The organism is Streptomyces sp. NPDC050433 (assembly GCF_044458565.1).
Taxonomy (GTDB): domain Bacteria; phylum Actinomycetota; class Actinomycetes; order Streptomycetales; family Streptomycetaceae; genus Streptomyces.
The window spans coordinates 332,311-354,799 of record NZ_JBITIB010000002.1; the positions used below are offsets into that span (position 1 = coordinate 332,311).

The 22,489-nt window shown below is 68.9% G+C and carries 13 protein-coding genes; 11 read left to right on the plus strand and 2 right to left on the minus strand.

Translation table 11 applies throughout. The features are described from left to right. Position 1: 1 nt before the first annotated feature. On the minus strand, positions 2-1,960 hold the full coding sequence (locus ACIBLA_RS04270) for a molybdopterin oxidoreductase family protein (RefSeq protein WP_399197701.1): 1,959 nt from the start codon (positions 1,958-1,960) through the stop codon (positions 2-4). Between the two features lie 194 nt (positions 1,961-2,154). After that, positions 2,155-3,126 (minus strand): 2-dehydropantoate 2-reductase, encoded by a 972-nt coding sequence (locus ACIBLA_RS04275; RefSeq protein ID WP_363244244.1) that lies wholly within the window; start codon positions 3,124-3,126, stop codon positions 2,155-2,157. Between the two features lie 195 nt (positions 3,127-3,321). On the opposite strand from ACIBLA_RS04275, the gene ACIBLA_RS04280 reads away from it, so the two are divergent. The 11 genes from ACIBLA_RS04280 (at position 3,322) to ACIBLA_RS04330 (ending at position 22,386) form a co-directional block, all read left to right on the plus strand. After that, a complete protein-coding gene (locus ACIBLA_RS04280) occupies positions 3,322-4,704 on the plus strand; it encodes an OFA family MFS transporter (protein WP_363244245.1) in 1,383 nt (460 codons plus the stop codon). A gap of 224 nt (positions 4,705-4,928) precedes the next feature. Then, positions 4,929-5,876 carry a beta-ketoacyl-ACP synthase III gene (locus ACIBLA_RS04285; protein WP_363244246.1) on the plus strand — a complete coding sequence of 316 codons (948 nt, stop codon included), beginning with the start codon at positions 4,929-4,931 and terminating at the stop codon, positions 5,874-5,876. Positions 5,877-5,969: 93 nt separating this feature from the next. Further along, entirely contained in the window at positions 5,970-6,653 is a 684-nt protein-coding gene (locus ACIBLA_RS04290; RefSeq protein ID WP_363244247.1) for a GntR family transcriptional regulator, read from the plus strand. Positions 6,654-6,982: 329 nt separating this feature from the next. After that, entirely contained in the window at positions 6,983-8,164 is a 1,182-nt protein-coding gene (locus tag ACIBLA_RS04295; protein WP_363244248.1) for an ROK family transcriptional regulator, read from the plus strand. Between the two features lie 157 nt (positions 8,165-8,321). Beyond that, a complete protein-coding gene (locus ACIBLA_RS04300) occupies positions 8,322-9,854 on the plus strand; it encodes a sugar ABC transporter ATP-binding protein (protein WP_363244249.1) in 1,533 nt (510 codons plus the stop codon). Further along, complete coding sequence (locus ACIBLA_RS04305) at positions 9,851-10,915, plus strand: ABC transporter permease (RefSeq protein WP_363244250.1); 1,065 nt, start codon at positions 9,851-9,853, stop codon at positions 10,913-10,915. The genes ACIBLA_RS04300 and ACIBLA_RS04305 overlap by 4 nt, the downstream gene beginning before the upstream one ends. A 118-nt stretch (positions 10,916-11,033) precedes the next feature. Next, positions 11,034-12,065: a substrate-binding domain-containing protein gene (locus tag ACIBLA_RS04310; RefSeq protein ID WP_363244251.1), complete on the plus strand. Its 1,032-nt coding sequence runs from the start codon at positions 11,034-11,036 to the stop codon at positions 12,063-12,065. Between the two features lie 77 nt (positions 12,066-12,142). After that, positions 12,143-13,369, plus strand: a complete 1,227-nt coding sequence (locus tag ACIBLA_RS04315; protein ID WP_363244252.1) for a Gfo/Idh/MocA family oxidoreductase — start codon at positions 12,143-12,145, stop codon at positions 13,367-13,369. 11 nt (positions 13,370-13,380) lie between these two features. Then, the gene (locus ACIBLA_RS04320) at positions 13,381-14,385 is read left to right on the plus strand and encodes a sugar phosphate isomerase/epimerase family protein (protein WP_399197702.1); all 1,005 of its coding nucleotides are present in this window, start codon (positions 13,381-13,383) and stop codon (positions 14,383-14,385) included. Positions 14,386-14,726: 341 nt separating this feature from the next. Continuing rightward, entirely contained in the window at positions 14,727-18,434 is a 3,708-nt protein-coding gene (locus tag ACIBLA_RS04325) for a ThuA domain-containing protein (RefSeq protein WP_399197703.1), read from the plus strand. A 316-nt stretch (positions 18,435-18,750) separates the two neighbouring features. Beyond that, positions 18,751-22,386 (plus strand): ThuA domain-containing protein, encoded by a 3,636-nt coding sequence (locus tag ACIBLA_RS04330; RefSeq protein WP_363244255.1) that lies wholly within the window; start codon positions 18,751-18,753, stop codon positions 22,384-22,386. Positions 22,387-22,489: the final 103 nt, after the last annotated feature.

The window sequence follows — 22,489 nt, forward strand, 5'->3', positions numbered from 1 at the left end:
CTCAGCTCCTCGCCGCTGTCGCGGACATCTCTGTCACGTATCCGGGCAACTTCTCGATCCGGATGGCCGAGGCCTTGAACTCGGCGGTGCCGGCGATCGGGCAGTTCGCCTCGATCGTCAGCTGGTTGGTGTCCACCTCGTCCGGGAAATGCATGGTCATGAAGGCGAGTCCGGGACGCAGTCCGGGGTCGATCCACACCGGGGCCCGCACCGTGCCGCGCCGTGAGGAGATCTGGACCTCCTCGCCGACCTCGACGCCGTACAACTGCGCGTCCTCCGGGCACAGCTCCAGGTACTCGCCGCGGCGCAGCGGGGAGGCGAAACTCCCGCTCTGCACACCGGTGTTGTACGAGTCGAGCCGCCGTCCCGTGGTGAGCCTGATCGGATACTGATCGTCCGTCAGATCCACCGGCGGGTCGTGCTTCACGATGCCGAACGGGGCGAGCCTGCCGCGCTTCTCGGGGTCCGCGTCCCACAACCTGCCGTGCAGATAGGTGGGTTCGAGCCGCTCGGTGTCGGGGCACGGCCACTGGATGCCCTGGTGCTCCTCCAGCCGGTCGTACGTCATCCCGAAGTGGTCGGGGGACAGCGCGCGCAGCTCGTTCCAGACGGTCTCCGCGTCCGCGAACTTCCACGGGTGCCCCAGCCGCTGCGCCAGGTCGCAGATGATGTCGATGTCCTCGCGGGCCTCGCCGGGCGGGTCGAGGGCCTTGCGTACGCGCTGGACCCGGCGCTCGCTGTTGGTGCTGGTGCCGTCGGTCTCGCACCAGGCGGCCGTCGCGGGCAGGACCACGTCCGCCAACTCCGCCGTCTTGGTGAGGAAGATGTCCTGCACCACCAGGAAGTCGAGCGCCTTCATCCGGGTGACGGCCTGCTCGCTGTCGGCCTCGGACTGCGCCGGGTTCTCACCGATGCAGTAGACGGCCCTGAGGTCGCCGGTCTCCATCGCCTCGAACATGTCGGTCAGGTTGAGGCCGTAGTGGGGCTGGATCACGGTGTCCCACGCGGTCTCGAACTTCTGCCGTACCTCCGGCTCCAGGATGTCCTGGAAGCCGGGCAGCCGGTTGGGGATGGCCCCCATGTCGCCGCCGCCCTGCACGTTGTTCTGCCCGCGCAGGGGCTGCACCCCGGAGCCGTACCGTCCGACGTGCCCGGTGAGCAGCGACAGATTGATCAGCGCCCGGACGTTGTCCGTGCCGTTGTGGTGCTCGGTGATGCCGAGCGTCCAGCACAACTGGGCCCGCTCGGCGCGGGCGTAGGCGTGGGCGAGGTCGCGGATCGCCGCGGCGGGGACGCCCGTCACCTGCTCGGCCACCGAGAGGGTCCACGGCTCGACCTCGGCCGCGTACTCCTCGAATCCGGTGGTGGCCTGTTCGATGAACGCCTTGTTGTGCAGGCCGGCATGGATGATCTCGCGGCCCACGGCGTGGGCGAGCGGGATGTCCGTCCCGACGTTGAGCCCCATCCAGCTCTCGGCCCACTCGGCCGTGCTGGTGCGGCGGGGGTCGACGGCGTACATCCGCGCGCCGTTCCTGATGCCCTTGAGGACATGCTGGAAGAAGATCGGGTGTGCGAAGCGGGCGTTGGAGCCCCACATCACGATCAGGTCCGTGTGCTCGACCTCCCCGTACGAGGAGGTGCCGCCGCCGGATCCGAACGCCGCGGAGAGACCGGCGACGCTCGGGGCGTGACAAGTCCGGTTGCAGGAATCGACGTTGTTGGTGCCCATCACCACGCGCGCGAACTTCTGCGCGACGTAGTTCATCTCGTTCGTGGCCCGTGCGCAGGAGAACATGCCGAACGCCCCGCGCGCGGCACCCAGCCCCTCGGCGGCCCGGTCCAGTGCTTCTTCCCAGGTCGCCTGCCGGAACGGGCCGCCCTTCTCGTCCCGCACCAGTGGGTGTTCGAGCCTGGCGTAGGTCTTCGGTGTGCGATCTCGCCTTCTTGCGCTGCTTTTCACGCTGCGCTCCCTCATGAGTCATGGCTTGTGGCCGCGCCATTGCATACAGTATCCCGATGGTTCGTGGGATGCGGAAGCCTTGCGCAGGGGTTTTGTGTCGGGACGGGGCGCGCCGGATCAGCCCGGCGGGTCAGTTCGTCCATGACCGCGGGACGGGCGCGACAGAGCCCGTCCCGCGGTCGGAGGTCGGACCGCTATGCGGCGGCGCCGCGGGCCAGCAGGTCCGAGATGGCGTCGACCGTGCGCAGCGTCGGTACGTCGACGTCGCACATCGCGGCGAGTTCGACGACGGCCGCGAGCAGTACGTCCAGCTCCATCGGCTTCCCCTTCTCCAAGTCCTGGAGCGTGGAGGTCCGGTGGTCCCCGACCCGTTCGGCGCCGGCCAGCCGGCGTTCGACCGAGATGTCGGGGTGGCAGCCGAGTGCCTCGGCCACCCGGAGCGTCTCGGTCATCATCAGCTCGATGACCTCGCGTGTGGTGCGGTGTTGGCACATCTCCCGCATCGTCGCGCGGGTCAGCGCGCTGATCGGGTTGAAGGAGATGTTGCCGAGGAGCTTGATCCAGATCTCGTCGCGCAGTTCGGCCTCGACCGGACACTTGAGCCCGCCCGCCCGCATGGCCTCGCTGAACTCCTGGGTGCGTGGCGAGAGCGACCGGTCCGGCTCCCCGATGGAGAACCGGGTGCCTTCCAAGTGCCGTACGACTCCCGGCCCTTCCAGCTCCGTCGCCGCGTAGACCACACAGCCGATGGCGCGCTCCGGCGGCAGGACGGCGCTGACCGAGCCGCCGGGGTCGACGCTCTCGATACGGCGGCCGTCGTGCGGGCCGCCGTGCCGGTGGAAGTACCACCAGGGAATACCGTTCTGGGCGGCGATGACCGCCGTGTGGTCCTGGAGCAGAGGCGCGATGAGCGGCCCGCACGCCGCGTACGAATTCGCCTTGAGACCCAGGAACACATGGTCGACCGGACCGATGTCGGCCGGCTTGTCGGTGGCGTGCACCCGCGCGGTCCAATCGCCGCGAGGGCTGTACACCCGGACTCCGTGCTGCCTCATGGCCGCCAAGTGCGGTCCACGGGCGATGAGATGGACTTCGGCGCCTGCGCGATCAAGCGCGGCTCCGACATAGGCGCCGATAGCACCGGCGCCGACGACTGCGACTTTCACCGTGGGGCTCTCCGTTCGCTTTGAGGGTGTTGAGAGAAGCGTGGGAATCAGCGAAGAGACACATGTTGCCGACGGTATACTGTCTACAGTATGGAAATACCGCCGACAAGACCTCGGTCGTCGGCATACTGTCGACGTGAACAGCAGGTCAAAGATCTTCCCAAACGGCCGGGACGCTTCCTAGAGTTCGCGACCATGACCCCACCTCTCGCCCCGGTCGGCTGGAGCCGCTGGCTGGTACCCCCCGCAGCCCTCTCGGTCCATCTCTCGATCGGCCAGGCCTACGCCTGGAGCGTGTTCAAGCCGCCGCTGGAATCCGCTCTCGGCCTCTCCGGCACCCAGAGCGCCCTCCCCTTCCAGTTGGGCATCGTGATGCTCGGCCTGTCCGCCGCCTTCGGCGGCACACTCGTCGAACGCAACGGCCCACGCTGGGCGATGACCGTCGCCCTCGTCTGCTTCTCCTCCGGCTTCCTGCTGTCCGCGCTCGGCGCCGCGACCGAACAGTTCTGGCTGATAGTCCTCGGCTACGGCTTCGTCGGCGGCATCGGACTCGGCATCGGCTACATCTCGCCCGTCTCGACGCTGATCAAGTGGTTCCCCGACCGGCCGGGCATGGCGACCGGCATCGCGATCATGGGCTTCGGCGGCGGCGCGCTCATCGCGTCGCCGTGGTCGGCGCAGATGCTGGAGTCGTTCGGCTCCACCAGCGACGGCATCGCCAAGGCCTTCCTCGTGCACGGCCTGGTCTACGCGGTCTTCATGCTGCTCGGTGTCCTGCTGATCCGCGTACCGCGTCCGGACTCGGCACCGAAGGCGGTGGCGGCGCCCGCGTCGGCACTGATCACCACCGCCCAGGTCTCCGCCAAGTCGGCTGTCCGCACACCGCAGTTCTGGCTGCTGTGGATCGTCCTCTGTATGAACGTCACCGCGGGCATCGGCATCCTGGAGAAGGCCGCCCCGATGATCACCGACTTCTTCGCCGAGACCGACACACCGGTCTCCGTCTCCGCCGCGGCCGGCTTCGTCGCGCTCCTGTCCGCCGCCAACATGGCGGGCCGGATCGGCTGGTCGTCCACCTCCGACGTGATCGGCCGGAAGAACACCTACCGCCTCTACCTGGGCGTCGGCGCCCTGATGTATCTGCTGATCGCGCTGTTCGGCGACACGTCCAAGCCGCTGTTCATCCTCTGCGCGCTGGTGATCCTCTCCTTCTACGGAGGCGGCTTCGCGACCGTCCCCGCGTATCTGAAGGACCTGTTCGGCACCTACCAGGTCGGCGCGATCCACGGGCGGCTGCTCACCGCCTGGTCGGCGGCCGGCGTCCTCGGCCCGCTCATCGTCAACCGGGTCGCCGACAGCCAGGAGGAGGCGGGCAAGAGCGGCCCCGGTCTGTACGGACTCTCGCTGACCATCATGATCGGGCTGCTCGTCGTTGGATTCGTGGCCAACGAGCTGGTACGCCCCGTACATCCGCGCCACCATCTGCCGGAAGCAGCCGTGCCGACCGGACCGAAGTCGGCCGAACAGGAGGAGACCGCCGATGACCACAGCACCGGAGAGCGGGAGCGCAGTGCCTGAGTCCCGTCGTACCGCGCTGATCGTCTTCGCCTGGGTCTGGGTGGGGGTCCCGCTCACGTACGGTCTGTACGAACTGGTCCGCAAGGCGACACAACTGTTCACCGGATGATCCGGAGTCTCCAAGAGGAGAGGTGGAATCCTGTCGGGTCACCTGCCCCATTACTCGTGAGTCGCTGACGAGACTGGGGATCTTCTGACGTCGACAGCAGAGGAGGCCCCCGGGCATGACCGGCACTCGTATCGCCGCGCTCGGGCACTACCAGCCCGCCAAGGTGCTCACCAACGACGACCTGGCGGGCATGGTCGACACCAGTGATGAGTGGATCACGAGCCGCGTCGGCATCAAGACACGGCACGTGGGCGGGCCCGACGAGCAGGTGGACGAGCTGGCGGCGCACGCCGCCGCCAAGGCGCTCGCCGCGGCCGGGCTGACCCCCGAGGACATCGACCTCGTCCTGGTCGCCACGTCCACGGCGATCGACCGGTCGCCGAACATGGCCGCGCGTGTCGCCGCCCGGCTCTCCATGGGCTCACCGGCCGTGATGGACCTCAATGTGGTCTGCGCCGGCTTCACCCACGCGCTCGCCACGGCCGACCACGCCGTACGCGCCGGGGCGGCGACCCGCGCGCTGGTCATCGGCGCCGACAAGATGGCCGACATCGCCGACTGGACCGACCGCTCCACCTGCGTCCTGCTCGGCGACGGCGCCGGCGCGGCGGTCGTCGAGGCGGTCCGGCCGGGCGAGGAGCCCGGCATCGGCCCGGTGCTGTGGGGCTCGGTGCCCGAGATGGGCAACGCCGTACGGATCGAGGGCACCCCGCCGCGCTTCGCGCAGGAGGGCCAGTCCGTCTACCGCTGGGCCACCACCCAGCTGCCGCCGATCGCCCGCAAGGTGTGCGAGCGCGCGGGCATCGCGCCCGAGGACCTGGCCGCCGTCGTGCTGCACCAGGCCAATCTGCGGATCATCGAACCCGTCGCCCAGAAGATCGGTGCCGTCAACGCGGTCGTCGCGCGCGATGTCGTGGACTCCGGCAACACCTCGGCCGCCTCCATTCCGATGGCGCTGTCCAAACTGGTGGAGCGCGGCGAGGTCGATTCCGGCGCTCCGGCGCTGCTCTTCGGCTTTGGCGGAAACCTCTCTTACGCCGGACAGGTCATCCGCTGCCCCTGACCGCTACGGTTCTCGGTAGACTGTAGACGATAGCCAATCGTTGCTTTCAGCTGCCGAGGTCTTAGCCGTAGATCAGCCAGGATGGGGGACCGCATGTTGTCCGCAGGACTGCCGCAGGGCTCAGTGCCCAAACTCGAACGCCCTGGCCCGCTCCGCGAGCGCGTCTACGAGGCCTTGCTCGAACTCATCACCGTCCGTCAGCTCCGGCCCGGACAGCATCTGGTGGAGAGCGAACTCGCCGGGCATCTCGGGGTCTCGCGGCAGCCCGTACGCGAGGCGCTGCAGCGTCTGAACACCGAGGGCTGGGTCGATCTGCGGCCCGCCCAGGGTGCGTTCGTCCATGAGCCGACCGAGGCGGAGGCGGACCAGCTGCTCTCGGTCCGTACGCTCCTGGAGGCCGAGGCGGCGAGGCTTGCGGCAGCGAATTCGGGCTCGGCGGGTATCGCGGCGTTGGAAGCGCTCTGCGCCAGGGGCGAGCAGTCGGTGGCCGACGACGACGTGGAGCTGACGGTCGCGACGAACGCGGCCTTCCACGCGAAGGTGATGGAGCTGGCGGGCAACGTCGTCCTGGCGGAGCTGGCGGCGCAGGTGGACCGCCGGGTGCGCTGGTACTACGCGCCCGTGGCGCGGCAGCGGGGCAAGCAGTCCTGGATTGAGCACCGGGCCCTGATCGCGGCGATCTCCGCGCGGGACGAGCGGGCCGCGACGGAGGTCATGCGCGCCCACACGGAGCAGACGCGCACCACGTACCACCACCGCGGGGACACCCGCGTCTGACCGATTCGCACGTGTGCGAGTGAACAGTGAGGCGCCTCCGGCACATCGCGGAGGCGCCTTTCGTATGCCCGGAAACGGCTGCCGCCACGAGTGGCGCGAACGGGGTCGTCCGGCCGAGCGACCGGGCCGCCCTGTCCGTACGGGCACTCTGTATCGACGGCCAGCCAAACGGCTTTGTCCTGACTGTGGAGAAAGTTGGGGAGGATTCCTGCGCAACTTCTTCCCACTCGGGGAAAGCGCTGCTACGTTCCCCTCGAAAGCCCGTCGAAACGACACCCGACGTAGCGACGCACACACAGCCGAGAGGCGGGGAGGGGCGCGTGAGACGAATGACCGCACGACCCGCGAACGCCCATCAGGCGCGACTGCTCCGGCTCTTGCGTGACGGTGGGCCCAACTCCCGCGCCCAGCTCGGCGATCAGGTCGACCTGTCCCGCTCCAAGCTCGCCGTGGAGGTCGACCGGCTCCTGGAGACCGGGCTCGTCGTCGCCGACGGACTCGCAGCGTCGCGCGGCGGCCGTCGCTCCCACAACATCCGGCTCGCGCCCGCCCTGCGCTTCCTCGGCGTCGACATCGGCGCCACGTCCATCGACGTCGCCGTCACCAACGCCGAGCTCGAAGTCCTCGGCCATGTCAACCACCCCATGGACGTCCGTGAGGGCCCGGTCGCCGTCTTCGAGCAGGTGCTCGCGATGGCCGCCAAGCTCAAGGCCTCCGGGCTCGCCGACGGCTTCGACGGCGCCGGCATCGGCGTCCCCGGCCCCGTCCGCTTCCCCGAAGGCGTACCGGTCGCGCCGCCGATCATGCCCGGCTGGGACGGTTTCCCCGTACGCGAGGCACTGAGCCAGGACCTCGGCTGCCCCGTCATGGTCGACAACGACGTGAACCTGATGGCCATGGGCGAGCAGCACGCGGGCGTCGCACGCTCCGTGGGCGACTTCCTCTGCGTCAAGATCGGCACCGGTATCGGCTGCGGCATCGTGGTCGGCGGCGAGGTCTACCGGGGTACGACGGGCAGCGCGGGCGACATCGGCCATATCCGCGTCGAACCCGACGGACGCGCCTGCGTCTGTGGCAACAGGGGCTGCCTGGAAGCCCACTTCAGCGGTGCCGCGCTGGCCAGGGACGCCGAGGACGCCGCCCGTACGGGCCGTTCCGCCGAACTCGCCTCGCGCCTCGAAGCGGCCGGCCGGCTCACCGCCGCCGACGTCGCCGTCGCCGCCGCGGCCGGCGACCCCACCGCCCTCCACCTCATCCGCGAGGGCGGCAACCGGGTCGGCCAGGTCATCGCCGGACTCGTCAGCTTCTTCAATCCGGGCCTCGTCGTGATCGGCGGCGGGGTGACCGGACTCGGCCACACCCTGCTGGCCAGCGTCCGCACCCAGGTCTACCGCCAGTCACTCCCGCTGGCCACCGGCAACCTCCCCATCGTGCTGGGGGAGTTGGGACCGACCGCCGGAGTCACCGGCGCGGCCCGCCTCATCAGCGACCATCTCTTCTCCCCGGCCTGACACCGGCACCCCGGCGTCGGGCCGTACGGCACACGCTTCACCCGCATCACCGAAATAACAGCAAAAGACAGAACAAAAGCACCACCGCACCTCGCTCCGCCCTGCCCTGTTCGCCCGCACACCCGCTCACCGGCCGCATCCGCCGAGGGGATACGCCATGGCACCAGCACCACCCGAAGGCCACCTGCTCACCATGTCCGGCATCACCAAGCTGTTCCCGGGCGTCCGCGCCCTGGACGGCGTGGACCTGGAGGTCCAGGCAGGCGAAGTCCACTGTCTGCTCGGCCAGAACGGGGCCGGCAAGTCCACACTCATCAAGGTGCTCGCCGGCGCGCACCAGCCCGACGACGGTGTCATCACCTGGCGCGGCGAAGAGGTCCAACTGGGGTCGCCCATCGCGGCGATGAAGCTCGGTATCGCGACCATCTACCAGGAACTCGACCTCGTCGAGGGCCTGTCGGTCGCCGAGAACATCTTCCTCGGCCACGAGCCGACCTCCGCCGGCTTCATCGTCAAGGGCGGCGAGGCCAGGGCCGCCGCCACGGCACTGCTCGCGCGGCTCGGCCACCCCGAGATCCCGGCCGGCCGATTCGTCGGTGAACTCTCCGCCGCGCACCAGCAGATCGTCTCCATGGCCCGCGCGCTCTCCCACGACGTACGCCTCATCGTGATGGACGAGCCGTCGGCGGCGCTCGACCCCGACGAGGTCGACAACCTCTTCCGTATCGTCGCCTCGCTCACCGCCGACGGCGTCGCCGTCATCTACATCTCCCACCGCCTGGAGGAGATCCGCCGCATCGGCGACCGTGTGACCGTCATCAAGGACGGCCGCACCGTCGCCGTGGGACTGCCCGCGAAGGAGACCCCCACCAGCGAGGTCGTCGCGCTGATGACCGGCCGGGAGGTCGCGTACGTCTTCCCCGACCGCCCGCAGGTCGCCGACGCCCCGCGCGGCGAGCCCGTGCTGCGGACCGAAGGCCTCACCAGGGAAGGCGAGTTCGAACCGGTCGACCTCGAACTGCGGCCCGGCGAGATCGTCGGCCTCGCGGGTCTCGTCGGCTCGGGACGCTCCGAGATCCTGGAGACCATCTTCGGCGCCCGCAAACCCACCGCCGGCCGGGTGCTGGTCGACGGCAAGGAGCTGAAGACCGGCAGCGTCCGCGCCGCCGTCCGCGCCGGACTCGGCCTCGCCCCCGAGGAGCGCAAGGCCCAGGCCCTGCTGCTCATCGAGTCGGTCACCCGCAATGTGTCGGTGTCCTCCATGTCCCGCTTCTCCCGCGGCGGCTGGCTCGACAGCGCCGCCGAGCGCAAGGCCGCCAGGGCCGCGACCCAGGAACTCTCCCTGCGCCCCGACAACCCCGACGCGGTCATCCGCACCCTGTCGGGCGGCAACCAGCAGAAGGCGGTCCTCGCCCGCTGGCTGCTGCGCGGCTGCCGGGTCCTGCTCCTCGACGAACCCACCCGCGGAGTGGACGTCGGGGCGCGGGCCGAGCTGTACTCCGTGATCCGCCGGCTGGCCGACGACGGCCTCGCCGTACTTCTCGTCTCCAGCGAGGTCCCCGAGGTCCTTGGCCTCGCGGACCGGGTGCTGGTGCTCCGGGAGGGCCGTGTCGTCCATACGGCACCGGCCCAGGAGCTGGACGAGCACCGTGTACTCGACCTTGTGATGGAAGGGAGTCCGACGCCATGAAACAGCCTGCCTCTGAGGCGCAGCAGGGCGGGCCCGACGCCGCACCCGCCGACGCCGTACCGCTGACCAAGCCCGCGGGGAAGACACCGGAGGGATCCAGGAGCCGGCCGCCGCTCGGGCTGCGTCTCGATTTCCGGACTCTCTCGCTGCTCGGTGTGCTCGCCGCCCTGATAGTCGTCGGCGGATTCACCAAGCCCGATCAGTTCCTGGACACCAGCAATCTCCAACTGGTGCTCACCCAGGCGTCGATCATCGGTGTCGTCACCGTCGGCATGACGTTCGTCATCACCAGCGGCGGCATCGACCTGTCGGTCGGCGCGATCGTGGCCCTGGCCTCGGTGTGGGCGACGACCCTGGCGACACAGGAGTACGGCTTCGCCGGCATCCTGTTCACCGCGATCATCGTGGGTCTGGCCTGTGGTCTGGTCAACGGTGTGCTGATCGCGTACGGCGGCATGGCGCCGTTCATCGCGACCCTCGCGATCATGGCGTCCGCCCGTGGTCTGGCTCTCCAGATCACCGACGGCAACACGCAGATCGTCACCCTGAAGTCGGTGCTCGACCTCGGTGCCCGTGACTCGTACATCCTCGGGATCCCGCCGCTCGTCATCATCTTCGCGGTGGTGACGGTGGTCGGCTGGCTGCTGCTGAACCGTACGACCTTCGGCCGCCGCACCGTCGCGGTCGGCGGCAACGCGGAGGCGACGCGGCTCGCGGGTATCGACGTCCGCAGGCAGCGGCTGTATCTGTATCTGTTCTCCGGGCTGTGCTGCGGTATCGCGGCGTTCATGCTGATCGTGCTCTCCGGCTCCGGCCAGAACACGAACGGAAACCTCTACGAGCTGGACGCCATCGCGGCGGCGATCATCGGCGGCACCCTGCTCAGCGGCGGTCGCGGCACGATCGTCGGCTCCGTGCTCGGTGTCCTGATCTTCACCACCATCACCAACATCTTCGCGCTCAACAACCTGCAGAGCGACGTCCAGCAGATCGCCAAGGGCGCGATCATCGTCGCCGCCGTCCTGGTCCAGCGCCGCACGGCGCGCAACGGCGAGGCCTGACTCCCGGGTCCTGTCCGGCCGGACAGGACCCGGCACCGGGGCCCGACCTCGTACCGCATCCCGACGCACCGCCTTAGACGCACCGCTCTAACAGCTCTCCTGAAGGGGACGAACCGTCATGCCAGAAACGAGCCGCAGAGGCCTGCTGTTCGGCACCGCCGCCATTTCCGCGGGTGCCCTGCTCACCGCCTGCACCAGCAACGAGAAGGACGAGCCCGCGGCGAACAACGAGCCCGCGGCCGACGACAAGCCCGGCAAGCCGGTCACCATCGGCTTCGCCGGCCCCCAGGCCGACCACGGCTGGCTCAACGCGATCAACGACAACGCCCGTTCGCAGGCGAAGAAGTACTCGGACGTCACGCTCGACATCACCGAGGGCTCGAACGACACCGCCGCCCAGATCGGCCAGATCGACGCCCTGATCAACAAGAAGGTCGACGTCCTGGTGATCCTGCCGGCCGACGGCAAGGCCCTCACCCAGGCCGGTCTCAAGGCGATGCGCGCGGGTATCCCCGTCATCAACCTGGACCGCATCTTCGCCGACCCGCAGGCGTTCCGCTGCTACGTCGGCGGTGACAACTACGGCATGGGCGTCAACGCGGGCAACTACATCGGCGAGAAGCTGAAGGACAAGGCGAACGCCACGGTCATCGAACTGTCGGGCCCCGACAGCCTGGAGCTGACCAAGCAGCGCACCCAGGGCTTCGACGACGCGCTCAAGAACTACCCGAACATCAAGAAGGTCGCCCGCCAGGCGGCCGACTTCACCGTCGAGTCCGGCCAGGCCAAGATGGCCCAGCTGCTCCAGGCGCAGTCCAAGTTCGACGCCCTGTGGAACCACGACGACGACCAGGGCGTCGGCGCCCTGCGCGCCATCGACCAGGCCGGCCGCGACGACTTCCTGATGGTCGGCGGCGCCGGCGCCAAGGCGGCCATGGACGCCATCAAGGCCGACAACAGCGTCCTGAAGGCGACCGTGCTCTACCCGCCGATCATGGCCTCGTCGGCGATCGACCTCGCCCGCGCGCTGGGTCAGGGCAAGGGCGTCAGCGGCCTGGCCGGTCTGGAGATCCCGGCCCAGGTCACCCTGTTCTCGGCGGTCGTCGACAAGACGAACATCGACGAGTACCTGCCCCAGGGATTCAGCTGACCGGCTCCGCCGATCCGGCCTGATCCACCGAACAGGCCCTGACCCCCACACGTGCGAGAGACGAGGAGTACTCCCTTATGACCAGCAGGGAAGCGCCGGAGAAGGAAGCCGGCGCACCGCCGCCACTCGGTATCGGCATGATCGGATACTCGTTCATGGGTGCCGCCCACTCGCAGGGCTGGCGCACGGCGGGACATGTCTTCGATCTGCCGATGCGGCCGCACATGGCCGCCATCTGCGGGCGGGACGAGACGGCCGTCGCCCAGGCGGCCGACAAACTCGGCTGGGCCGCCGCGGAGACCGACTGGCGGGACCTCATCGCGCGTGACGACGTGCAGCTGGTCGACATCTGCACGCCGGGGGACAGTCACGCGGAGATCGCCATCGCCGCGCTGGAGGCGGGCAAGCACGTCCTGTGCGAGAAGCCGCTCGCCAACTCGGTCGCCGAGGCCGAGGCCATGGTCAGGGCCGCCGAAGCGGCCAGGTCCCGTGGGCAGTTGGCCATGGTGGGCTTCAACTACCGGCGGGTGCCCGCCATCGCGTACGCCCGCAAGCTGATCGAGGAGGGCCGGCTCGGCGCGCTGCGGCACGTCCGGGTCACCTACCTCCAGGACTGGCTGGTCGACGCCGAGTTCCCCCTCACCTGGCGGCTCAAGCGTGAGCACGCGGGCTCGGGGGCGCTCGGCGACCTGGGCGCGCACATCGTGGACCTCGCCCAGTTCCTGGCGGGGGAGCCGCTGGCCGGGGTCTCGGCGATGACCGAGACATTCGTACGGCAACGGCCGCTGCTGTCAGGGGCGTCGGCCGGTCTCACGGCGACGGGCGGCGCGGAGACGGGCCCGGTCACCGTGGACGACGCCGCGCTGTTCACCGGACGCCTCGCCTCGGGGGCGCTGGCGTCCTTCGAGGCGACCCGGATGGCGGCCGGACGCAAGAACGCGCTGCGGCTGGAGATCAACGGCGAGCGCGGTTCGCTCGCCTTCGATCTGGAGCGGCTCAACGAGCTGTCGTTCCACGACCAGTCGGAGCCCGCGGTCACCGCCGGCTTCCGGCGGATCCTGGTCACCGAGTCCGAACACCCCTATCTGGACGCCTGGTGGCCGCCGGGCCACGGGCTCGGCTACGAGCACACGTTCGTGCACCAGGCGAGGGATCTGGTCCAGGCGATCGCCACCGGAACCGATCCCGCGCCCTCCTTCGCCGACGGCCTCCAGGTGCAGCGGGTGCTCGCCGCCGTGGAGGAGAGCGCGGAGAAGAACGCCATCTACACACCCGTGCCGGCCCCGTCCGGAACCGAGTCCTAGGAAGGTCCCGTATGCCCCGCCCGTTCACGCTGTTCACCGGCCAGTGGGCCGATCTGCCGCTGGAAGAGGTCTGCCGGCTCGCCCGTGACTTCGGTTACGACGGTCTGGAACTGGCCTGCTGGGGCGACCACTTCGAGGTCGACAAGGCGCTCACCGATCCCGGCTATCTGGAGGGCCGCCACCAGCTGCTCGACAAGTACGGCCTCAAGTGCTGGGCGATCTCCAACCATCTGGTCGGCCAGGCGGTCTGCGACAGCATCATCGACGAGCGCCACCAGGGCATCCTGCCGGCCCGAATCTGGGGCGACGGGGAGGCCGAAGGCGTACGCCAACGGGCCGCCGCCGAGATCAAGGACACCGCCAGGGCCGCCGCGGCCTTCGGTGTCAACACGGTCATCGGCTTCACCGGTTCGTCCATCTGGCATCTGCTGGCGATGTTCCCGCCGGTGCCGCCCGGCATGATCGAGCGGGGCTACGACGACTTCGCGGAGCGGTGGAACCCGATCCTCGACGTCTTCGACACCGAGGGTGTGCGCTTCGCCCACGAGGTCCACCCCGGCGAGATCGCGTACGACTACTGGACGACGAAGCAGGCGCTCGAAGCGGTCGACCACCGGCCCGCGTTCGGGCTGAACTTCGACCCGAGCCACTTCGTCTGGCAGGACCTGGACCCGACCGGATTCCTCTACGACTTCCGGGACCGGATCTACCACGTCGACTGCAAGGAGGCGCGCAAACGTCTCGACGGCCGCAACGGCAGGCTCGGTTCGCATCTGCCCTGGGGCGACCCGCGGCGCGGCTGGGACTTCGTCTCGGCCGGGCACGGCGACGTGCCGTGGGAGGACGTCTTCCGCATGCTGCGGTCCATCAACTACGAGGGCCCGATCTCGGTCGAGTGGGAGGACGCCGGCATGGACCGGCTCTCCGGCGCGCCCGAGGCACTGGCCGATCTGAAGAGGTTCGACTTCGACCCGCCCACCGCGTCCTTCGACGCGGCCTTCGGCGGCGGCGAGTAGTTCGGCTGAACACGAGCCCGGTGGTGGAAAGTTCACCGCCGGGCCGTCCGGCATGCCCGGAACCCCTTTGTCCTGAGGCAGGAAAAAGTTGAACTTCACTGCTGCGCAAGGGCTTTCCGTCTCGGACGAACAGAGTTACGGTCACTGAGATGTACAGGACATGTTGATCTCCGGTGCGACGGCGCGCCCCGGCGAGACAGCAGACCGAGAGCAACAGATGCGGGAACACGGGTGCTTGGACGAGCACTCCCCCCATCCCCCCACCCGAGGCGAGCACAGCGCTCGTGCTGGCTGCCCCCCTCGGACCCCGCACGTACCAAAGGCTTTACCGGAGGACTCTCGTGCACAGTCAACGACGTCCCACATACCGATCCTTTCTCGCACTGCTGACCGGCGCCCTGCTCGCGGGGTCGACCCTCAGCGCGGTGCCGGCCAACGCCGCCGACCCCGGAAGACAAGCCGCCGCCCCCACGTTTCAGCAGGTGACCCTGGCCAAGGGCGCCGAAGAAGCAGGCGAGCCGATGACCCTGGCGGTGCTGCCCGACCGCCAGGTCCTGCACACCTCGCGCGACGGCACACTGCGTATCACCGACGAGGGCGGCACCACCAAGGTGTCCGGCACCCTCGACGTCTACAGCCACGACGAGGAAGGACTGCAAGGCGTCGGGGTCGACCCCGGCTTCGCCCAGAACCGGGCCATCTACCTCTACTACGCGCCCGAACTCGACACCCCCGCGGGTGACGCGCCCGAGACGGGCACGGAAGCCGACTTCGCCCCCTTCGAGGGCGTCAACCGGCTCTCGCGCTTCACGCTGAACGAGGACGGCACCCTCGACGAGGGGAGCGAGAAGAAGGTCCTCGACGTCCCCGCTTCCCGTGGCACCTGCTGCCATGTCGGTGGTGACATCGCCTTCGACGCGGACGGCAACCTGTATCTGTCGACCGGCGACGACACCAACCCGTTCGCCTCCGACGGCTACACCCCGATCGACGACCGGCCGAACCGCAACCCGGCGTTCGACGCCCGGCGTTCCTCGGGCAACACCAACGACCTGCGCGGCAAGGTGCTGCGGATCAAGGTCGCGGACGACGGGTCGTACACCGTCCCCGAGGGCAATCTCTTCGCCCCCGGTACGGAGAAGACGAAGCCCGAGATCTACGCCATGGGCTTCCGCAATCCGTTCCGGATCTCCGTCGACAAGGAGACGGGCGTCGTCTACGTAGGTGACTACGGTCCCGACGCGGGCGCGGCCGACCCGGACCGCGGACCGGCCGGCCAGGTCGAGTTCGCCCGTGTCACCGAGGCGGCCAACTTCGGCTGGCCGTTCTGCACCGGCGACAACGAGCCGTTCAAGGACTACGACTTCGGCACCGGCGAATCCGGCGCGGCGTTCGACTGCGCGGCGCCGAAGAACGACTCGCCGCACAACACCGGTCTCACCGATCTGCCGCCGTCCCAGGCCGCCTGGATCCCTTACGACGGGAACAGCGTCCCGGAGTTCGGCGACGGCTCCGAGTCCCCGATGGGCGGCCCGGTCTACAACTACGACGCGGACCTCGACTCCCCGATCAAGTTCCCCGAGGAGTACGACGGGAACTTCTTCGCCGGCGAGTTCGGCCGCAAGTGGATCAAGCGCATCGACCAGGGTACCGACGGCACGGTCAACTCGATCAACGACTTCCCCTGGTCCGGCACCCAGGTCATGGACATGGAGTTCGGCCCCGACGGCGCGCTCTACGTCCTGGACTACGGCACCGGCTTCTTCGGCGGCGACGAGCACTCGGCGCTCTACCGCATCGAGAACGCCACCGAGGGATACTCACCGGTCGCCGTCGCGGCGGCGGACAAGACGTCCGGCACCGGACCGCTGGAGGTGGCCTTCTCGTCGGAGGGCACCGAGGACGCGGACGGTGACGAGCTGACGTACGCCTGGGACTTCGGTGACGGCGGCACCTCCACCGAGCCGAACCCGACCCACACCTTCGAGAAGAACGGCACCTACTCGGCGACCGTCACCGCGAAGGACCCCGGAGGGCTCACCGGCACCGCGTCCGTGCAGGTCGTCGTCGGCAACACGGCACCCGTGGTGAAGCTGGAACTGCCCGCGCCGGGCACGCTGTTCAGCTTCGGGGACGAGCTGCCGTTCAAGGTCACCGTGACGGACCCGGAGGACGGGGAGGACATCGACTGCTCGAAGGTCACCGTCCGTTACATCCTCGGTCATGACAGCCACGGTCACCCGATCACCTCGAAGACCGGCTGCGAGGGCACCATCACGGCGCCCGCCGACGCCGAACACGATCCCAACGCCAATATCTTCGGAGTGATCGACGCCGAGTACACCGACGGCGGGGGCGGCGGCCAGGCCTCGCTCACCGGTCACGGCCAGTCCGAGATCCAGCCGAGGCACCGTCAGGCGGAGCACGCCAACGACTCGTCCGGCACCACCGTGACCGACCGCGAGGGGGCCAACGGCGGCAAGACCGTCGGCGGCATCTCGAACGGCGACTGGATCTCCTTCGAGCCGTACTACCTGGCGGGCGCCGCCAAGCTCACCGCGCGCGTCTCCTCCGGCGGCGCCGGAGGCACCCTGGAGGTACGGGAGGGCGCGGCCGACGGCAAGGTCCTCGGCTCGGCCGAGGTGCCCGCCACCGGCGGCTGGACCACGTTCGAGGACGTCGAGGTGGAGCTGACCGGCGCCCCGGCGGAGACCACCGATCTCGTCCTGACCTTCAAGGGCGGCGAGGGCGACCTCTTCGAGGTGGACGACTTCGAGATCACCGGGGAGTCACCCGTCGAGGCGGGTGAGCGCGTCCTGGTCTTCTCCAAGACGGCGGGCTACCGGCACGACTCCATCGAGGCCGGCACCGGGGCCCTGAAGGAGCTGGGGGAGTCGGCCGAGATCACGGTCGAGTCCACCGAGGACGCCGGCGCGTTCACGGCCGAGAACCTGGCCGGCTACGACGCGGTGGCGTTCCTGTCCACCACCGGTGACGTGCTGAACGCCGAGCAGCAGACGGCGTTCGAGGAGTACGTCGCGGGAGGCGGCGGCTATCTGGGCATCCACGCCGCCGCCGACACCGAGTACGAGTGGGAGTTCTACGGAGGCCTGGTAGGGGCCTACTTCGACTCCCACCCGGCGATCCAGCCCGCCACGGTGAAGGTCGAGGACCGCGAGCACCCGGCCACGGCCCATCTGGAGGACACCTGGGACCGTACCGACGAGTGGTACAACTACCGCACCAACCCCCGTGAGCAGGCCCGTGTGCTCGCCTCGCTGGACGAGTCGAGCTACGAGGGCGGCAACATGGCGGGCGACCACCCGATCGCCTGGTGCCAGACGTACGAGGGCGGCCGGTCCTTCTACACCGGGGGCGGCCACACCAAGGAGTCGTACGCCGAACCGGCCTTCCGCGAACACCTGCTCGGCGGACTGAAGTACGCCACCGGACAGGTCGAGGCCGACTGCACACCGGCCGGCACCGGCCCGGACCCCGACCCCGGATACACCCCCATCTTCGACGGCAAGACGCTGGACGGCTGGAAGCAGGCCGGACCGGGTCAGTTCGCGATCGTCGACGGTGAACTGCGCTCCGAGGGCGGCATGGGCCTGCTCTGGTACGAGGCGAAGGAGCTGTCCTCGTACTCGCTCAAGCTCGACTGGAAGATGGCCGGTGACGACAACTCCGGTGTCTTCGTGGGCTTCCCGGCCTCCGACGACGTCAACTCGGCCGTGAACAACGGCTACGAGGTCCAGATCGACGCCACCGACGCCGACGACCGCACCACGGGATCGGTGTACGGATTCCAGGCCGCCGACATCGAGGCCAGGGACAAGGCGCTCAAGCCGCCGGGTGAGTGGAACAGCTACGAACTCAGGGTCGAGGGGGAGCGCCTTCAGGTCTTCCTCAACGGGGTCGCGATCAACGACTTCACCAACACCGACCCGGTCCGCAGCCTGAAGGACGGCTATGTCGGCCTCCAGAACCACGGCGCCGACGACCAGGTCTCCTACCGGAACATCCAGCTCAAGGAGGGGCCTACGTAGCGGGAACGGCCAGGTGACAAGGACGTGCCCGGCGGTGGCGAGCAACCCACCGCCGGGCCGTCCGGTCTGCCATTTCTGCCTTTGTCCTCAACCGGGAAAAAGTTGAACCCAATTGCTGCGCAAGGTCTTTCCGGCACGGACCAACCGGGCTAACGTCCAGCGAGATGTAGGGGGCACGTTGCTCGAACAGAACGTTCCTCAGGCTTGGTCGGGAGCGGCGCTTGGCGTCCCTCGGCACCCGCACGTACGAACAGCCCCACCCCTGGAGGACTTCGTGCCCAGAAGACGTCATAGATCCAGATCCCTCCTCGCCCTCATGGCCGGCGCCCTCATCGCCGGCACCATCGCCGCCGTCCCCGCAGCCGCGCACCCGGACGATCCCCACCCGGCGGACGACAGGTTCCAGCAGGTCGCCCTCGCCAAGGGTGTCGACGAGGTGGGCGAGCCGATGTCGCTCGCCGTCCTGCCGGACCGCCAGGTCCTGCACACCTCCCGCGACGGCACACTGCGCATCACCGACGCGGCGGGCGCCACCAAGGTCGCCGGCAAGCTCGACGTGTACTCGCACGACGAGGAAGGCCTCCAAGGCGTCGGTATCGACCCCGGCTTCGCCGAGAACCGCGCGATCTACCTCTACTACGCGCCCAAACTCGACACCCCCGCCGGTGACGCGCCCGAGACGGGCACGGCTGCCGACTTCGCCCCCTTCGACGGATACAACCGGCTCTCCCGCTTCACGCTGAACGAGGACGGCACCCTCGACAACGCCAGCGAGAAGAAGGTCCTCGACATCCCCGCCACCCGTGGCATCTGCTGCCATGTCGGCGGTGACATCGCCTTCGACGCGGACGGCAACCTCTACCTCTCGACGGGTGACGACACCAACCCCTTCGCCTCCGACGGCTACACGCCGATCGACGAACGCCCGGACCGCAACCCGGCCTTCGACGCCCGGCGTTCCTCGGGCAACACCAACGACCTGCGGGGCAAGGTCCTGCGGATCAAGGTTGCCGACGACGGTTCGTACACCGTTCCCGAGGGCAATCTCTTCGCCCCCGGCACCGCCAAGACGCGCCCCGAGATCTACGGGATGGGTTTCCGTAACCCCTTCCGGATCAACGTCGACCAGAAGACCGGCGTCGTCTACGTCGGTGAGTACGGCCCCGACGCGGGCGCGGCGTCCGAGGCCCGCGGCCCGGCCGGCCAGGTCGAGTTCGCCCGTATGACGGAGGCCGGCAACTTCGGCTGGCCGTTCTGCACCGGCGACAACGACGCCTACCGCGACTACGACTTCGCCACCGGCACCTCCGGCCCGGCGTTCGACTGCGCGGCGCCGAAGAACGACTCGCCGCACAACACCGGTCTCACCGACCTGCCGCCGTCCCAGGCCGCCTGGATCCCTTACGACGGGAACAGCGTCCCGGAGTTCGAAGACGGCTCCGAGTCCCCGATGGGCGGCCCGGTCTACAACTACGACCCGGACCTCGACTCCCCGGCGAAGTTCCCCGAGGAGTACGACGGCGACTTCTTCGCCGGCGAGTTCGGCCGTGAGTGGATCAAGCGCGTCGAGAAGGAGGCCGACGGCACCGTCACCGGCATCCACGACTTCCCGTGGTCCGGTACCCAGGTCATGGACATGGAGTTCGGCCCCGACGGCGCGCTCTACGTCCTGGACTACGGCCGCGCCTGGTTCGGCGGCGACGAGAACTCGGCGGTCTACCGCATCGAGAACATCGCCGACGGCCGCGCCCCCGTCGCTGTGGCAACCGCGAGCAAGACATCCGGCACGGCGCCGCTGCGGGCGAACTTCTCCTCCGCGGGCAGCACGGACGCGGACGGCGACACCCTCACCTACGCCTGGGACTTCGGCGACGGCGGCAAGTCCACCGAGGCCAACCCCAGCTACGTGTACAAGAAGAACGGCACCTACACCGCGACGCTCACCGCCACCGACCCCAAGGGTCACACCGGCAACGCGTCCGTACGGGTCGTCGTCGGCAACACCGCGCCCAAGGTGACGCTCACCGTGCCCGCCGACGGAGCCCTCTTCAAGTTCGGTGACGAGCTGCCCTTCAAGGTCACGGTCACCGACCCTGAAGACGGTCCGATCGACTGCTCCAAGGTCACCGTCCGCTACATCCTCGGCCACGACAGCCACGGCCACCCGATCACCTCGGCCAAGGGCTGCGAAGGCACCATCACCACCCCGGCGGACGGCGAGCACGACCCCAACGCCGACATCTTCGGAGTCATCGACGCCGAGTACACCGACGGCGGAGGCGGCGGCCAGGCCGCGCTCACCACGCACGACCAGGTGCAGCTCCAGCCCCGCCACCGGCAGGCCGAGCACTTCACGGGCCAGTCGGGCATCAAGACGTACGACAAGGCGTCGGCCAACGGCGGCAAGACCGTCGGCGACATCAACAACGGCGACTGGATCTCCTTCAAGCCGTACAACCTGACCGGGTCCAAGACCCTCACCGCCCGGATCTCCTCCGGCGGCGCGGGCGGATTCCTCGAAGTCCGTACGGGCTCCGCCACCGGCAAGCTCCTCGGCTCCGCGCCGATACCGGTGACCGGCAGCTGGGACACCTTCCAGGACATCGACGTGCCGCTGCGTTCGGTGCCCACGGCCACCACGGAGCTGTTCCTCGTCTTCAAGGGCGGCGAGGGCTCGCTCTACGACCTCGACGACTTCGAGATCAGCGAAGAGGCCGCCGGCCGGACCGAGAAGCGGGTCCTCGTCTTCTCCAAGACGGCCGGATTCCGCCACGACGCCATCCCCGCCGGGATCGAGGCCCTGAAGGAACTCGGCAAGACCAGCAACATCACGATCGACGCCACCGAGACCGCGGCGCAGTTCACCACCAACAACCTCGCCCGGTACGACGCGGTGGTCTTCCTCTCCACCACCGGTGACGTCCTCAACCCCGAGCAGCAGAAGGCGTTCGAGTACTACATCTCCACCGGCGGCGCCTACATGGGCGTGCACGCCGCCTCGGACACCGAGTACGACTGGGCCTACTACGGCAAGCTGGTCGGCGCCTACTTCGCCGGGCACCCGCAGATCCAGCAGGCCACAGTGCGGGTCGAGGACAAGGCCCACCCGGCCACCGCCCACCTGGACGACGAGTGGCAGCGCACGGACGAGTGGTACAACTACCGTGACAACCCCCGCTCGAACGTGAAGGTCCTCGCCACTCTCGACGAGACGACCTACCAGGGCGGCACCATGAAGGGCGACCACCCGATCGCCTGGTGCCAGACCTACGAGGGCGGCCGGTCCTTCTACACCGGAGGCGGCCACACCAAGGAGTCGTACGCCGAACCGGCCTTCCGTGAGCACCTGCTGGGCGGGCTGCGCTACGCGGCCGGCCAGGTCAAGGCCGACTGCAAGCCGAACACCGGCTACCGGTCGATCTTCAACGGCAAGACTCTGGAGGGCTGGAAGCAGGCCGGACCGGGCAAGTTCACCATCGGCGGCGGCGAACTGCACACCGAGGGCGGCATGGGCATGCTGTGGTACCAGGCCAAGGAACTCGGCGCGTACTCGCTGAAGATGGACTGGAAGATGGACGGAGACGACAACTCAGGTGTCTTCATCGGCTTCCCGGCATCCGACGACCCCTGGTCGGCCGTCAACAACGGCTACGAGATCCAGATCGACGCCACCGACGCGGCGGACCGCACCACCGGCGCGGTCTACGGCTTCAAGTCGGCCGACATCAAGGCCAGGGACCAGGTTCTGCGGCCTCCGGGCCAGTGGAACAACTACGAGATCAAGGTCCAGGGTGAACGGGTCCAGATCTTCCTCAACGGAGTCAAGATCAACGACTTCACCAACAAGGACCCGGTCCGCAGCCTGAAGAACGGCTACATCGGCATCCAGAACCACGGTGCCGACGACCAGGTCGCGTTCCGCGACATCCAACTGAAGGAACTGGCCTCCTAGCACCGCCGGGAGAGCCACCCGGCCTCCTGGCACCGACCAGGAGGCCGGCCGTCAGCCGGCGGCGGGCGGGGAGGCGCCGTACCCCCCGCCCGCCGTCCACCAA

What these genes read in the sequence shown, in the direction of transcription:
- ACIBLA_RS04280 (WP_363244245.1), top strand. Translation starts at nt 3,322, where the DNA reads ATGACCCCACCTCTCGCCCCGGTCGGCTGGAGCCGCTGGCTGGTACCC.
- ACIBLA_RS04285 (WP_363244246.1), top strand. Translation starts at nt 4,929, where the DNA reads ATGACCGGCACTCGTATCGCCGCGCTCGGGCACTACCAGCCCGCCAAG.
- ACIBLA_RS04290 (WP_363244247.1), top strand. Translation starts at nt 5,970, where the DNA reads ATGTTGTCCGCAGGACTGCCGCAGGGCTCAGTGCCCAAACTCGAACGC.
- ACIBLA_RS04295 (WP_363244248.1), top strand. Translation starts at nt 6,983, where the DNA reads ATGACCGCACGACCCGCGAACGCCCATCAGGCGCGACTGCTCCGGCTC.
- ACIBLA_RS04300 (WP_363244249.1), top strand. Translation starts at nt 8,322, where the DNA reads ATGGCACCAGCACCACCCGAAGGCCACCTGCTCACCATGTCCGGCATC.
- ACIBLA_RS04305 (WP_363244250.1), top strand. Translation starts at nt 9,851, where the DNA reads ATGAAACAGCCTGCCTCTGAGGCGCAGCAGGGCGGGCCCGACGCCGCA.
- ACIBLA_RS04310 (WP_363244251.1), top strand. Translation starts at nt 11,034, where the DNA reads ATGCCAGAAACGAGCCGCAGAGGCCTGCTGTTCGGCACCGCCGCCATT.
- ACIBLA_RS04315 (WP_363244252.1), top strand. Translation starts at nt 12,143, where the DNA reads ATGACCAGCAGGGAAGCGCCGGAGAAGGAAGCCGGCGCACCGCCGCCA.
- ACIBLA_RS04320 (WP_399197702.1), top strand. Translation starts at nt 13,381, where the DNA reads ATGCCCCGCCCGTTCACGCTGTTCACCGGCCAGTGGGCCGATCTGCCG.
- ACIBLA_RS04330 (WP_363244255.1), top strand. Translation starts at nt 18,751, where the DNA reads ATGGCCGGCGCCCTCATCGCCGGCACCATCGCCGCCGTCCCCGCAGCC.